At 61.4% G+C, this 14,508-nt stretch carries 14 protein-coding genes; 9 read left to right on the top strand and 5 right to left on the bottom strand.

The annotated features are described in order from the left end of the window. The first annotated feature begins 4 nt into the window (after nucleotides 1-4). The 7 genes from B5G16_RS07530 (at nucleotide 5) to uxuA (ending at nucleotide 7,473) form a co-directional block, all read left to right on the top strand. A complete protein-coding gene (locus tag B5G16_RS07530) occupies nucleotides 5-604 on the top strand; it encodes a porin family protein (RefSeq protein ID WP_087262857.1) in 600 nt (199 codons plus the stop codon). Nucleotides 605-607: 3 nt separating this feature from the next. After that, complete coding sequence (locus B5G16_RS07535) at nucleotides 608-1,600, top strand: PhoH family protein (RefSeq protein ID WP_087262859.1); 993 nt, start codon at nucleotides 608-610, stop codon at nucleotides 1,598-1,600. A 4-nt stretch (nucleotides 1,601-1,604) separates the two neighbouring features. After that, nucleotides 1,605-3,062 (top strand): aminoacyl-histidine dipeptidase, encoded by a 1,458-nt coding sequence (locus B5G16_RS07540; protein ID WP_087262862.1) that lies wholly within the window; start codon nucleotides 1,605-1,607, stop codon nucleotides 3,060-3,062. A gap of 7 nt (nucleotides 3,063-3,069) precedes the next feature. Continuing rightward, nucleotides 3,070-4,035: a diacylglycerol/lipid kinase family protein gene (locus B5G16_RS07545; RefSeq protein ID WP_087262865.1), complete on the top strand. Its 966-nt coding sequence runs from the start codon at nucleotides 3,070-3,072 to the stop codon at nucleotides 4,033-4,035. Between the two features lie 147 nt (nucleotides 4,036-4,182). Then, a complete protein-coding gene (locus tag B5G16_RS07550) occupies nucleotides 4,183-5,454 on the top strand; it encodes a LacI family DNA-binding transcriptional regulator (protein WP_262481318.1) in 1,272 nt (423 codons plus the stop codon). 7 nt (nucleotides 5,455-5,461) lie between these two features. Next, entirely contained in the window at nucleotides 5,462-6,274 is an 813-nt protein-coding gene (locus B5G16_RS07555) for an SDR family oxidoreductase (protein WP_087262867.1), read from the top strand. 20 nt (nucleotides 6,275-6,294) lie between these two features. Next, nucleotides 6,295-7,473, top strand: a complete 1,179-nt coding sequence (gene uxuA, locus B5G16_RS07560) for a mannonate dehydratase (protein WP_087262870.1) — start codon at nucleotides 6,295-6,297, stop codon at nucleotides 7,471-7,473. A 76-nt stretch (nucleotides 7,474-7,549) separates the two neighbouring features. On the opposite strand, the gene B5G16_RS07565 is transcribed toward uxuA, so the two are convergent. Then, nucleotides 7,550-8,161 (bottom strand): hypothetical protein, encoded by a 612-nt coding sequence (locus B5G16_RS07565; RefSeq protein WP_087263008.1) that lies wholly within the window; start codon nucleotides 8,159-8,161, stop codon nucleotides 7,550-7,552. Nucleotides 8,162-8,248: 87 nt separating this feature from the next. Between B5G16_RS07565 and B5G16_RS07570 the strand changes: the two genes are divergently transcribed. Together B5G16_RS07570 and B5G16_RS07575 are read left to right on the top strand one after the other, a co-directional pair. After that, complete coding sequence (locus B5G16_RS07570; protein ID WP_087262872.1) at nucleotides 8,249-8,632, top strand: MmcQ/YjbR family DNA-binding protein; 384 nt, start codon at nucleotides 8,249-8,251, stop codon at nucleotides 8,630-8,632. An 83-nt stretch (nucleotides 8,633-8,715) separates the two neighbouring features. Then, on the top strand, nucleotides 8,716-9,693 hold the full coding sequence (locus B5G16_RS07575) for a glycosyltransferase (RefSeq protein WP_087262874.1): 978 nt from the start codon (nucleotides 8,716-8,718) through the stop codon (nucleotides 9,691-9,693). Between the two features lie 124 nt (nucleotides 9,694-9,817). On the opposite strand, the gene B5G16_RS07580 is transcribed toward B5G16_RS07575, so the two are convergent. From B5G16_RS07580 to ychF, 4 genes are all read right to left on the bottom strand, one after another. Continuing rightward, on the bottom strand, nucleotides 9,818-10,873 hold the full coding sequence (locus tag B5G16_RS07580; RefSeq protein ID WP_087262876.1) for an aldose epimerase family protein: 1,056 nt from the start codon (nucleotides 10,871-10,873) through the stop codon (nucleotides 9,818-9,820). A 40-nt stretch (nucleotides 10,874-10,913) separates the two neighbouring features. Then, entirely contained in the window at nucleotides 10,914-12,449 is a 1,536-nt protein-coding gene (gene gltX, locus B5G16_RS07585; protein WP_087262878.1) for a glutamate--tRNA ligase, read from the bottom strand. Nucleotides 12,450-12,480: 31 nt separating this feature from the next. Then, nucleotides 12,481-13,209 (bottom strand): SIMPL domain-containing protein, encoded by a 729-nt coding sequence (locus B5G16_RS07590; RefSeq protein WP_087262880.1) that lies wholly within the window; start codon nucleotides 13,207-13,209, stop codon nucleotides 12,481-12,483. A 98-nt stretch (nucleotides 13,210-13,307) separates the two neighbouring features. Continuing rightward, nucleotides 13,308-14,408, bottom strand: coding sequence for a redox-regulated ATPase YchF (ychF, locus tag B5G16_RS07595; RefSeq protein WP_087262883.1), 1,101 nt, complete (start codon nucleotides 14,406-14,408; stop codon nucleotides 13,308-13,310). Nucleotides 14,409-14,508: the final 100 nt, after the last annotated feature.

Raw genomic sequence — 14,508 nt, forward strand, 5'->3', positions numbered from 1 at the left:
CGGAATGAATATGCGTAAATTCGTACTGACTCTTCTGCTGGCCGGCGCCGCTCTGGGCGCCTCGGCGCAGCGGCCCCGCACGATGGTCGAGTGGGGTGTCATCGGGGGTATCAACATCCCCGACTATACGACGAACATGGATGCCGCCGACATCCGCAACAAACTGGGCTGGCAGGCCGGTATCGTCACGGCCGTGAAACTCGGCGCCTTCGCCATCGAACCGCAGATCCTCTACGTGCGTCAGGGCCTGCGCATCCGCCCGTCGGGAAAGGCCGAGATCAACCTCAAATCGAACTCGATCGACGTCCCGGTTCTGGCCTCGTTCCGCCTGCTGACGCCCCTGCGGATCTATGCGGGGCCGGTCTTCACGGTGATGAACGACTGCAAGCAGAAGTCGGGCGGCGATCTGCTGGATTTCGGACGGGTCCGCCCGTCGGTCTCCTATACCGCGGGTGCGGGGATCGTGCTGATGCGCCACCTGCTCATCGACGTGCGCTACAACGGTCAGTTCCGCGGCAAGCGCGATGTGGTGCTCCCCGACGGCAGCCGTCTCGACAATCTTCGTTCCTACAACGTGGCGCTCAGCGTCGGCTATATCTTCTGACCCATGACGGAGAGTGTCGGCAGGGAGATTCTCATCGAAGGGGTCGACCCCCGGGAGCTGTACGGCCCCCAGAATGCCTATCTCGAACAGATCAAGTCGCTGCACCCGGCCTTGAAGATCGTGGCCCGGGGCTCGGCGTTGAAGGTCCTCGGACCGGAGGCCGAGACGCGGCGCTTCGCCAAGCGGGTGGACTCGCTGGTGGCCTACTACCTCAAATACGGACATATTTCGTCGCAGGTCATCGACCAGTGCTTTTCGGGCGCGGCGTTGCCGGACGACACGCCGGTGGACAAGGACGTGATCGTCTACGGCAACAACGGCAACATCGTCCGGGCGCGGACCGTGAACCAGCAGCGGCTGGTGAAGCTCTACGACCGGGACGACCTGCTGTTCGCCGTGGGTCCGGCGGGCTCGGGCAAGACCTATACGGCCATTGCGCTGGCCGTGCGGGCGTTGAAGGAGCGTCAGGTGCGGCGGATCATCCTCACGCGCCCGGCCGTCGAGGCGGGCGAGAAGCTGGGCTTCCTGCCCGGCGACATGAAGGAGAAGCTGGACCCCTACCTGCAACCGCTGTACGACGCGCTGAACGACATGATCCCACCCGTGAAGCTGCAAAAGTTCCTCGAAGAGGGCACGGTGCAGATCGCGCCGCTGGCCTACATGCGGGGCCGGACTTTGGACAACGCCTTCGTCATCCTGGACGAGGCGCAGAACACGACGCTCTCGCAGATCAAGATGTTCCTCACGCGCATGGGTCGCAACGCGCGCTTCATCGTCACGGGTGACGTGACGCAGATCGACCTGCCGAAGAAGTCGGACAGCGGACTGGTGCGGACGATGGAGCTGCTGCGCGATGTCGAGGGGATCGGGATCGTGGAGTTCGACAAGCGCGACATCGTGCGGCACCCGCTGGTGAAATACATCGTCGAGGCCTTCGACCGCGGGGTCGGGGAGGCTTCGAAAAATCCGGAAACGTATCATTCAAAAAACGAATAAGAGTATGGATCGCAATCTGACGGCTTTGAAGCCGACATTGGTCTGGAAACACTTTGCGGAGATCGTCCGCATTCCGCGTCCGTCGTCGCACGAGGAGCGGATCCGCCGTTACGTGCTGGATTTCGCCCGTTCGCGGGGGCTGGAAGCCACGGAGGACGCGGCGCACAACATCCATGTGCGCAAGGCGGCCACGCCGGGCATGGAGAACCGCAAGGGGGTGATTCTGCAAGCCCACCTGGACATGGTTCCGCAGAAGAACAACGACAAGGAGTTCGACTTCGAGAAGGACCCGATCGACGCCTACGTCGACGGCGAATGGGTGACGGCCGACGGCACGACGCTCGGGGCCGACAACGGCATCGGCGTGGCGGCGATTCTGGCCGTGCTGGAGGACGACACGCTCGTGCACGGACCGCTCGAAGCGCTCTTCACGGCCACGGAGGAGACCGGCATGGACGGCGCCTTCGGGTTGCAGGGCGGGGTGTTGCAGGGCGACATCCTGCTGAACCTCGACTCCGAGACGGAGGGCGAGCTCTACGTGGGGTGCGCCGGCGGTCTCGATGCCAACATCCGCTTCGACTATGCCGCGGCGGCAACCCCCGCCGAAGGATATACGGCGGTGAAGGTGATGGTCAAGGGGCTCAAAGGCGGCCACTCGGGCATCCAGATCGTCTGCCAGCGTGCCAACGCCAATAAGTTGCTCTTCCGCTTCCTGAACGCCGCGCCGTGCGAGGTGCTGCTGGCGTCGGTCGACGGCGGCGGACTGCGCAACGCCATCCCGCGCGAGGCCGAAGCCACGGTGCTGGTTCCGACCGGGGCGCTGGGCGCCTTTACCGGGGCGCTGGATGCCTATCGGGAGGTCGTGCGGGCCGAATACGCCGGCATCGAGGATTCGATCGAGATGTTCGTCGAGGCGTGCGACCGTCCGGCGGAGATGCTTCCGCGCGAGACCGCCGGGGCGTTGATCCGTGCCGTCGTGGCCTGCCCCGACGGCGTGCAGAAGATGTCGATGGCCATGCCGGGGCTGGTGCAGACCTCGACGAACCTGGCGCGTGTGGTCTCCGACGGCCGCACGGTGAAGCTGCAATGCCTGCTGCGCAGCTCGGTCGGCAGCGAGAAGCGGGCCCTGGGCGAGGCGATCGCGGCACTCTTCGGGCTGGCGGGTGCCAACACCGAACTGACGGGAGCCTACGACGGCTGGAACCCGAATATGTCATCCCCGATCCTGAAGGCGATGACGGCCTCCTACGAACGCCTCTTCGGCCGGCAGCCGGCCGTCACGGCGATCCACGCCGGGCTGGAATGCGGCATCATCGGCGGCAACTATCCCGGTCTGGACATGATCTCGTTCGGCCCGACGATCTGCTACCCGCATTCGCCCGACGAGAAGGTCGAGATCGCCTCGGTCGGGAAGTTCTACGACTTCCTGACGGACACGCTGCGCAACATCCCCGAAAAGTAGCCGCGTCGTGTCCGGATTGTCCGACAAATGGTTTGTGATCGTGAATCCCGTGGCCGGCGGCGGCCGCGGGCTGGATCACTTTCCGCAGATCTCGAAGCTGCTGCGCGATGCGCACATCGTCTGCGAACCGGTCTTCACGGAGCACAAGTTCCACGCCACGGAGCTGACTGTCACGGCCGTGCGCGAGGGCTACCGGCGGATCATCGTCGTCGGCGGCGACGGCACACTGCACGAGGTGGTCAACGGCCTGTTCATCCAGCAGACGGTCGATCCGCAGGAGGTGCTGCTGGCCGTGGTGGCCGTCGGCACGGGGAACGACTGGGTGCGCACGTTCGGCATCTCGAACCGCTATCAGGATGCCGTGAAGGCCATTGCGGCGGGGTGTTCGTTCTTGCAGGACGTCGGGGTGGTCTCCTACGAGGAGGCGCACTACCGCCAGAGCCGCTACATGGCCAACGTTGCGGGCGTGGGGTTCGACGCACACGTCGTGCGCAAGCTCTCGCACCTGAAAAAGAAGGGCCACAAGAGCCGTTGGCGCTATACGTGGTGCGTGGTGAAGAACTTCTTCCGCTACAAGTCGACGGGCATCAAGGTGTGGGTCGACGACCGGCTGGTCTATAACAACCTGCTCTTTTCGGCGGCCGTGGGCATCTGCAAGTTCAACGGCGGCGGCATGCAGCCCCTGCCGGCGGCGATCGCCGACGACGGGATTCTGGACCTGTCGCTGATCCGTCCCGTGCACTTCTGGCACCTGTTGTTCCGCTTCCACTACCTCTTCAACGGCGGGATCTACCGCATCCGGCATATCTTGCAGGAGCGCGGCAGCCGCATCCGCATCGAGTCGTCGCCGGAGGTCTCGGTCGAGATCGACGGCGAGCCGCTGGGCCATACGCCGCTGGAATTCTCGATCCTCCACCGGGCGATCCGCATCGTGGTGTCGCCCGATTTCCCGGGGTTGAAGAATCCGGCATAAGGTTCCCGGGCGGGGAGAGGTCTCCGGAAGAAACCGTCAAGTCCGACTGCGTGTCGGACTTTTTTTGCGGGAAAATCATAAGTGTGTGCGCACACACTTGCGATTTTTGGAAAAAGTGTTTACCTTTGCCTCCGGAATTCGAACCCGATGGAGACCATGCTCGACAACGGAAACAAGGACTGTGGCGGCAGTGAATACGGTGGCGGCTGTGAATACGGTGGCGGCTGTGAATACAGTGGCGGCTGTGAATACAGTGGCAGCTGTGAACACGGCGGTGGCAACGGCGGTGAATACGGCAACGGCGGTGAACACGGCGGTGGCTGTGGGCACGGCGGCAGCGGCTGTAACGGCGGGAGTGCGCCGGCGACGGTGCGTCTGGTCGACATCGCCCGGATGGCCGGCGTGTCGGTCGGGACGGTCGACCGCGTGATCCACAACCGGGGCAAGGTCTCGGCGGAGAATCTCGCGCGGGTCAACGCCGTGCTGCAACGGGTCGACTACCGCCCGAATCTGATCGCACGTTCGCTGGCGTCGGGACGCCGGTATGTCGTGGCGGTGGTGATGCCGCGCTTTGCGGCCGGGGAGTACTGGGCCGATTTCGAGGCGGGCGTCGTGCGTGCCGAAGCCGAGGCGCGGCGTTACAACGTCGCGGTGCGGCGGTTCCGCTTCGATCAGTACGACCGTGCGTCGTTCGAGGAGACCCTCGCGGCGCTGCGGGAGGAGCCTGTCGACGGCGTGCTGCTTGCCACGCTCTTCGCCGAGCGGGTGATCCCCTTCACCGCGGAGCTCGACGGGCGCGGCATCCCGTATGTCTTTGTCGACTCCGATATCCCCTCCTGCAATCGCCTGGCTTACTTCGGAACCTCGTCGTTCGATGCCGGGGCGGTCGCCGCGCGCCTGCTCTGCGAACGGCTGGACCCCGGTGCGGACCTCGTCGTGGGGAAGATCGTCCACCGCGGCGACGGCGGCTCGAACCAGTGCCGCGAACGCGAACGCGGTTTTCGGGACTACCTCCGGCGGCACGATTTCCGCGGTGCGCTGCACGACGTGGCACTGCGTCTGGGCGACGATGCCGGCAATGCCCGCCGGCTCGACGAGCTCTTCGGGTGCCACCCCTCGGTGGCCGGGGCCGTGACCTTCAATTCGACGTGCTACATCCTGGCGGGCTACCTCGCTGCGCGGGGACGGCACGACGTGCGGCTGGTGGGCTACGACGTGATCGACCGCAACCGGAGGATGCTGGCCGACGGCGTGGTGACGGCCCTCGTGGCCCAACGCCCGGAGGTGCAGGGCTACCGCGGGGTGATGTCGCTGTGCGGGTGGCTGGTCGAGGGGCGGAGACCCGACGGGGTCAACAACCTGCCGATCGACATCCTGCTCAAAGAGAACATACCGTATTATACCAACAATATTATCTGAACCAGCTATGAAAAATCTGTTTGACATCCGCGACCGCGTCGTCGTCGTGACGGGCGGAGCCGGAATTCTGGGACGTTCGATCTGCGCCTATCTGGCCGAACAGGGCGCAAAGGTGGTCGTATTGGACCGCGACGAGAAGGCCGGCGAGGAGCTTGTCGGCTCGATCCGCGCGCAGGGCGGCGAGGCGCTCTTCCTCGTGACCGACGTACTGAACCGCGAGGTGCTGGAAGCCAACCGCGATGCGATTCTGAAAGCCTACGGCCACATCGACGTGCTGCTGAATGCCGCGGGCGGCAACATGGGCGGTGCGACGATCGCGCCGGACAAGTCGTTCCTCGATCTGGAAATCGACGCCTTCAAGAAGGTCGTGGACCTGAACCTCTTCGGCACGGTGCTCCCGACGACGGTCTTCGGCGAGGCCATGACGGCCCGCCGGAAGGGTGTGATCGTCAACTTCTGCTCGGAGTCGGCGCTTCGTCCGCTGACCCGCGTGGTGGGCTACGGCGCCGCGAAGGCCGCCATCGGCAACTACACGAAGTACATGGCCGCCGAACTGGCCATGAAGTTCAGCCCCGAGATGCGTGTGAACGCCATCGTGCCGGGCTTCCTGCTGACGAATCAGAACCGCACGCTGCTGACCAATCCCGACGGCTCCTATACGGACCGTGCGCGGACGATCATCGCCCACACGCCCGCGGGCCGCTTCGCCGAGCCCGAGGAGCTGCTGGGTACGATCCACTACCTGATCAGCGATGCCTCGTCGTTCGTGACCGGCGCGCTGGCCGTTGTCGACGGCGGTTTCGACGCCTTCTCGATCTAATCCGTAAAAACAGAGTCATTATGTATCTTTGCAAACAATCGTGGCGGTGGTACGGGCCGAACGATCCCGTGAGCCTCGCGGACATCCGCCAGGCCGGAGCCACCGATATCGTCAACGCCCTGCACCATATTCCCAACGGCGAGGTGTGGTCCGTGGAGGAGATCCGCAAGCGGCAGCAGATGATCGCCGATGCGGGCCTCGTGTGGTCGGTCGTGGAGAGCATCCCGGTGCACGAGCACATCAAGACCCGCACGGGCGACTTCCAGCCCTATATCGAGAATTACAAGCAGTCGATCCGCAACCTGGCGGCGTGCGGCATCCACGTCATCACCTACAACTTCATGCCGGTGCTGGACTGGACGCGCACGAACCTCGCCTATGAGCTTCCCGACGGGTCGCGGGCGCTGCGTTTCGAACGCGCGGCCTTCGTGGCCTTCGACCTCTTCATCCTGAAACGTCCGGGCGCCGAGCAGGAGTATTCGGCCGAGGAGCGTGCCGCCGCAAAGGCCCGCTACGAACGGATGGACGCCGCGGAGATCGAGCTCATCACGCGCAACATGATCGCCGGACTTCCGGGTTCGGAGGAGAGCTTCACGCTGGAACAGTTCCAGAAGGAGCTGGACCGCTACAAGGGCGTCACGGCCGAGGTGCTGCGCGGGAACCTGATCGCCTTCCTGCGCGAGGTGGCGCCGGTGGCCGACGAGGTGGGTTCGGTGCTGGCGATCCACCCCGACGATCCTCCGTTCTCGATCCTCGGGCTGCCGCGCATCCTCTCCACGGAGGAGGATTTTCGGAAACTGGTCGAGGCGGTTCCCAATGCCTCGAACGGACTTTGCCTCTGTACGGGGTCGTTCGGCGTCTCGGCGAAGAACGACCTGCCGGGGATGATGCGCCGCTGGGGCGACCGGGTGAATTTCGTGCACCTGCGCTCGACGCAGCGCGACGCCGCGGGCAACTTCTTCGAGGCGAACCACCTCGAAGGCGACGTGCCGATGTACGAGGTGATGAAGGCCTTTTTGGAGATCCAGCAGCGGCGCAAGGTCTCGATTCCGATGCGTCCGGACCACGGGCACCAGATGATCGACGACCTGAAAAAGCGGACCAATCCGGGTTATTCGTGCCTGGGGCGTCTGCGCGGACTCGCCGAGCTGCGGGGGCTGGAAATGGGCATCGCCCGCTCGCTCTTCGCCGACAAGTAACGGCGCGGTGTGCGCATGAAAAGAGGGTCTCCCGGATTGCCGGGGGACCCTCGCCGTTTTCGGGACGGACTTCTATCTATTGGTTGGCTGTCGTGGAGCCCTGCGCCGGGGCCGGCGTGACGGTTTCGGTGATGTCGACCTCGGTTACGACCCACTGGAAGAGATCGTTGGCGCACTGGCTCTGCAACTGGGCGAGCTGGGACATGTCGGTCGTGTCGGCGAGGATGGCGTTGAAGAACTGATCCATCGTCAGGTAGGTGTCGTTGACCTTCTGGGCGAAGCAGTTGTAGAAGGCCTTCTGCTGTTCGTGGTCGAGGCCTGCCGGAAGCACGCCCTGGGCTACGAGGGTGTTGTAGGGGAAGATGTGGCGCATGTTACGGGCATCGGCGTTGAGTTCGTCGACGATCTCCGTGACGACGACCATGTCGACCGTATCGTCGACGCCGTCCATCTGGATGAATTCCACGTAGACGGGATAGGCGTTTTCGAGGGTTCCGGCGACCTGGTCGGAGAAGAGGACGAATTCGGCATCGGTCAGGTTGTCGAGATAGATCATCTGACGGTAGGCGCGCAGGGCTTCGCGCATGGCTTTGCGCTGTTCGTGGTTCCACTGGCGTTGTTTGGAACAGCCGATGAAGCCTGCGGCGAGGATCGCCAGCAGGGGCAGACAGAGGAGTAATTTTTTCATCTTCATGCAGATTTTGGTTTTACTTCGGCAGAGAGAGCAATCCGTGTGCCAAAAAAATCGTATCTTGCACAACAAAACCTGCCGGAGATGGATATCGAGGAATTTCGGGACTACTGCCTGTCGCTGCCGCTGACCGAGGAGACGACGCCCTTCGATGAAACGACGTTGGTCTACAAGATCGGCGGACGGATGTATGCATGTGCCGACATGGCGGATTTCGGCTGGGTGGCGGTGAAGTGCGACCCGGACGAGGCGCTGCGGCTGCGGGAACGTTATCCGGAGGTCGGTGAGGCGTGGCACTTCGACAAGCGGCATTGGAACGGGATCCGCACGGACGGCGATCTCCCGGAAGCCTTCATCCGCGAACAGATCCGCAATTCATATCTGCTGGTTGTACACCGCAATGTCACGCCGCGCTCCCTGCGCGACGAGATTCTCCGTTGCATCGAGAAACAGGGACTGTCCGAATGATAAATGATAGTTGTTTGGACACAGTCAGTCTGATGTTATCGATGTAGAGACAATATAAATTGAACAATAATGATTTTAAGGAGATGGTTTCGATTCTGATTCCTGTTTACAATGCGGCTGAATTTCTGCGCCAGTGTCTTGATAGTATTGTATCTCAAACCTACCAAGAACTTCAAGTGGTCATCATTGATGATGGCTCGACGGATGATTCCTTGTCGATCTGTGAGGAATATGCAACCAAACACGCCTATTTTGAAGTGTATCACCAAGAAAATATTGGAGTGGCAGAGACCCGAAATAGGCTGTTGGACCATGTTGCTGGTGATTATGTACTGTTTATAGATGCCGATGACTGGATTGACCCGCAAATGGTTGAATATTTGGAAACAAAGGCACGAACTTTCCATGCGGATATTGTTACATGTCATGCATTCATTTTTGAAAATGACAAGGTTGAGAATAATGTTTCCGCCGCTGTTTTTCCGGTTCAGGAAGAGGTCTGGGATCGGGAACGTATCGTCCGAGAGTTTTTAGGACCCAATGCTTTCATGCATGTTTTGTGGAGTAAACTTTTTGATGCGAAGTTTGTAAGAAATGCCCGGTTTGTGAAAGAGATTAGTCACGGTGAGGATTCTTTGTTTGTGTGGCAACTTTTTCAGAAGGTCGAAAAAGTGGTGATGACTACCCGGAAATTGTATCATTATCGAATGTCGGCAACCAGTATAACTCATCAGTCGTTCAGTCTGAAAAAGATGTCTCTTTTAGTGGCATGTGAACGAATCTATGAGGATACAGTTCGTTTTTGGCCCCAATATGTTGATTTTGCCCGAGCTAATTTGTGTTTGGCTAATATGCAATTGCTTATTTCCGCTGCTCAATGTAATTATAAAAATAAGGAGCAAATTCAAAAATTACAGCGAGATTTTCGTAAAAATTTGACATGTTTGAAGCGGGTAAATTTGGTTGATTGCAGATTGTTGCGTAAAGCGATTTTTCTTTCGCATGGGTATTTTCTCTATCGAATCATGCTACTTTTAAGACGAGTAACAGTAACGGTTTGATTCCAATTAAATGCTTTGATCGGTTGCTTGATCAGAAACAGAAAAGGGGTGAATAGTAAAATATCAAGGTCGGATGAAACATTTCATCCGACCTTGATATTGATTATCGAATACTTTTTCCGTGTCAGCAGGTGCCGAAGCGGAAGACGATCTTCTGGCAGTAGAACTCGTCGGGGTGGAGCAGCGGCGAAGGGAACTCCGGATGGTTCACCGCATCGGGGTAGTTCTGGCACTCCATCGCCACGCCGGCGTAATCCTCGTAACGACCGCCCGATTTCGTCTCGGGGCAGCCGCCCGAAAGCCAGTTCCCGGTGTAGATCATCACGCTGGGCTGCGACGTCAGGACCGTCACCGTGCGGCCCGACTTCGTTTCGCGCAGCGTCCCCACTTCGCCCAGAATGCCGGGCTTCCAGCCGTCGATCACGAACGGATGGTCGTAACCGCGGAAGTCGCGGATGTGGTTGAACTCCGCGTCGATGCCCGGCCGGAACGAACGGAACTCGCGGAAATCCTGCGGCGTGCCCTCCACATCGAGCAATTTTCCCGTAGGGATCTGCTTGTCGTTCATTTCCAGAATTTTCGAGCTGTTCAGCTGCAACTCGTGGTCGAGCACCGAACCGCTCTCTTCGCCCGCGAGGTTGAAGTAGACGTGGTTCGTGAGGTTCACGACCGTCGTCCGCGTGGTCTTGGCCTTGTAGGTGATTTCCAGTGCGTTGTCGTCGTCGAAGTCGAACACCGCCTCGACATACAGTTCGCCGGGATAGCCTTGGTCGCCGTCCTCCGACGTGAGGGCCATCACCACGCGGTTGGTCTCCACGCGGCTCTCCCAGACGCGGTTGGCGAAGTTCTTCGTACCGCCGTGGAGGTGGTTCACGCCGTTGTTGACTTCGAGGCGGTACTCCTTGCCGTCGACCGTCATGCGCCCGAAGGCGATGCGGTTGGCGCAGCGCCCGACGCTCTTTCCCGAGGCGGCCCCGTCGAAGAAGTAGCCTTCGGGATGCTTGTAGCCCAGCACGACGTCGGCCATGCGGCCCTCGCGGTCGGGCATCTTCACGGAGACGATCGCCGCTCCGAAGTTCGACAGCTGCACCTCGGCGCCCTTGTCGTTGCGCAGCGTATAGAGGATGATCGCTTCACCCTCGGGGGTCATGCCCCATACGTTCTGTTCAATACTTACCATGTTCCGTGTAGTTTTAGATTCGTTCGTGTTTCCGGGGAAGCTATTCGACCGGGGGCAGCACTTCGAGGATGCGGTCGATGCGGCGCAGGCACTCCTCCTTGCCGATGAAGGCCGTGACGTCGTACATCCCGGGGCCCTTGCCGGCGCCCACGAGGGCCAGCCGCAGCGTGTTCATCACCTGTCCCATGCCGTATCCCTTCTCCTCGATCCAGGCGTGGACGATGCGTTCGGTGTTTTCGAGCGAGAAGTCGTCGATCGAGGCAAGGACTTCGCGCACCTCGCGCAGGATCGCCGGGTTCTGCCCCTTCCAGTACTTGCGGGTCTGCTTCTCCTCGTATTCGGTCGGCGCGACGAAGAAGAACGACGTCAGGTCCCACAGGTCGGTGATGAACGTGGCACGCTCCTTCATGATTCCGGCGGCCTTGCCGGCCAGTTCGTCCGACACCTCGATGCCGTGCCCGCGCAGGATCGGCTGGTAGAGCGCGGCCAGTTCGGCGTCGGTCTTGTGGTGCATGTACTGGGCGTTGAACCACTTGGCCTTGTCGGGCTGGAAGCGGGCGCCGGATTTCGAGACGCGTTCCAGCGAGAAGCTGTCGATGAGCTCCTGCATCGAGAAGATCTCCTGCTCGGTGCCGGGGTTCCAGCCCAGCAGCGCCAGCATGTTGATGAACGCCTCGGGGAAGTAGCCGTCCTCGCGGTATCCGCGGGCCGTCTCGCCCGTCGTCGGGGATTTCCAGAAGAGCGGGAAGACCGGGAATCCCATCTTGTCGCCGTCGCGCTTCGAGAGCTTGCCGCCGCCGGTGGGTTTGAGCAGCAGCGGCAGGTGTGCGAAGGCGGGCTGCGAATCCTCCCACCCGAAGGCCTTGTAGAGCAGGTAGTGCAACGGCAGCGAGGGCAGCCACTCTTCGCCGCGGATGACGTGCGAGACCTCCATCAGGTGGTCGTCGACGATGTTCGCGAGGTGGTAGGTCGGCAGGGCGTCGGCCGACTTGTAGAGCACCTTGTCGTCGAGCGTCGAGGTGTTGACCTCGACGTGTCCGCGGATCAGGTCGTCCATCTCGACCAGCTGGTTTTCGGGCATCTTGAAGCGGATGACCCACTGGTCTCCGCGGTCGATGCGGGCCCGGACCTCCTCGGCCGGGAGGGCCAGCGACGTGGCCAGTTTCCCGCGCACGGCGTAGTTGTAGGCGAAGGCCTCGCCGCGCGCTTCGGCCTCCCGGCGCAGCGCGTCGAGCTCCTCGGCCGTATCGAAGGCGTAGTAGGCCCAGCCGGCCTCGACGAGCTGCAAGGCGTATTTGAGATAGATTTCGCGGCGTTCGCTCTGGCGGTAGGGGGCGTGGGGGCCTCCGACGCCGACGCCCTCGTCGATCTGGATGCCGCACCAGCGGAGCGACTCCATGATGTACTCCTCGGCGCCGGGAACGAAGCGCTGCGAGTCGGTATCTTCGATGCGGAGGATCATCGTACCGCCGTGCTGGCGGGCGAAGAGGTAGTTGTAGAGAGCCGTGCGGACGCCGCCGATGTGGAGCGGTCCGGTGGGGCTGGGTGCGAAGCGCACCCGGACAGGTCTTTTCATGGACATTTATGCTGTTTTTGTTATTTTTAGCTTATTTCACCCGGTATTCGATCCGCATGGTGATGCGGGCCTTCTTGTTGCGGCTCGACGTGTTGAACGACCCGCCGGCCGAGAACTCCTCGTTGGTGTTGGCGCCGGTGATCTGGAAAACCCCCATGCGGGCCGAGGCCACGCGGCCGATCTTCGTTCCGGCGTTCTCGGCGATCTTCTGGGCGCGCATCCGGGCGTCGGCCGAGGCGGTCTCGATGAGTCCCATCTTCACGTCGTCGAGTTTCGTGTAGTAGTAGTCCGGGGCGTAGGCCTCGATCGAGACGCCCTGTGCGATGAGCGAGGAGATTTCCCGCGAGATGGTCTCCACGCGCTCCACGTCGTGCGACTCGACCGTGAAGCGCTGCCGCAGCCGGTAGCAGCGGAAGCGTTCGCCGGCCCAGTTGCCGTTGGCGTTGTAGACCGGGTCGAACTGCTTGTCGACGTTGACGAACTCGAAGACCACGGCATCGGCCGGGAGTCCCTTCTCTTCGAGGTAGTGCTGGACCTTGGCCTTGCTCTGCTCGATCTGGGCGTATCCGGCGGCAACCTGCTGGGCTTCGGCCGTGAGGGTGCCGGACCAGACGATCAGGTCGGAGGTGAACTCCGTTTCGCCCAATCCTGTCACGACGATCGTGTCCTGCGAACGGTACTTGTAGGTGTAGGCTCGTGCGAGCACGGCGGCGCAGACGATGGCTGCAATTCCCAAAAGGAGGTACTTCGCGTTTTTCATGGTCAACCGGTTTTTCGGGTACGTTATTCGTGTTCTCTTTTCTCGTTTTGTTTTCCTTCACATCACTCTTTCTTCCTCCGCTCTTGTCCTTCCCGGGGTCAGACGTTGAAGAGGAAGTGCATGATGTCGCCGTCCTGGACGACATACTCCTTGCCTTCGATGCCGATCTTTCCGGCGTCGCGGCACGCCTTTTCGGAACCGAGCGCCACGTAGTCGTCGTACTTGATCACCTCGGCGCGGATGAATCCCTTCTCGAAGTCGGTGTGGATGATGCCGGCGGTCTGCGGGGCCTTCATGCCGCGCGAGTAGGTCCAGGCGCGGGTCTCGTCGGCTCCGGTGGTGAAGAAGGTTTCGAGGTTGAGGAGCTTGTAGGCGGCCTTGATCAGGCGCGCCACGCCCGACTCTTCGAGCCCGAGGTCCTCGAGGAACATCTGGCGCTCCTCGTAACTCTCCAACTCGGCGATGTCGGCCTCGGTGGCCGCTGCGATGACGAGCATCTCGGCCCGCTCGTCGGCGATCGCCTTACGCACGGCCTCGGTGTAGGCGTTGCCCGTGGCGGCGCTCTTCTCGTCGACGTTGCAGACGTAGAGAACCGGTTTGTCGGTCAGCAGGTTGAGGTCGGCGACCAGTTTGCGGTCCTCCCTGTCGAGCTCCACGGTGCGGGCCGAGCGCCCCTGTTCCAGCACGGACTTGTACTGCAACAACAGTTCCACGGCGCGTTTGGCGTTCTTGTCGCCGCCCGACGTAGCCTGTTTCTGGGTCTTGGCCAGGCGGTTCTCGACGGTTTCGAGGTCTTTGAGTTGGAGTTCGGTGTCGATGATCCCCTTGTCGCGCACGGGGTCGATCGACCCGTCGACGTGGGTGATGTTGCCGTTGTCGAAGCAGCGCAGCACGTGGATGATGGCATTCGTGTTGCGGATGTTGCCGAGGAACTTGTTGCCGAGGCCTTCGCCCTTCGAGGCGCCCTTGACCAGCCCGGCGATGTCGACGATCTCGATCGTCGTGGGGACCACCCGCTTGGGGTTGTCGATTTCGGCCAGGCGGATCAGCCGCTGGTCGGGGACGGTGATGACGCCCACGTTGGGTTCGATGGTGCAGAAGGGGAAGTTGGCCGCCTGCGCCTTCGCGTTGGAGAGGCAGTTGAAAAGCGTCGACTTGCCCACGTTCGGCAAACCGACGATGCCGCATTGTAATGCCATGTATTTCGGGTTTTTGATATTCGCAGCGCAAAGATAGTGAATTTTATCGGAGTTGCGCCCCTTTGCGGGGGTGAAAATCGTCCGGCGGGGTGTTGTGGAA

The sequence above is a fragment of the Alistipes sp. An66 genome, assembly GCF_002161445.1.
Lineage (GTDB): Bacteria > Bacteroidota > Bacteroidia > Bacteroidales > Rikenellaceae > Alistipes > Alistipes cottocaccae.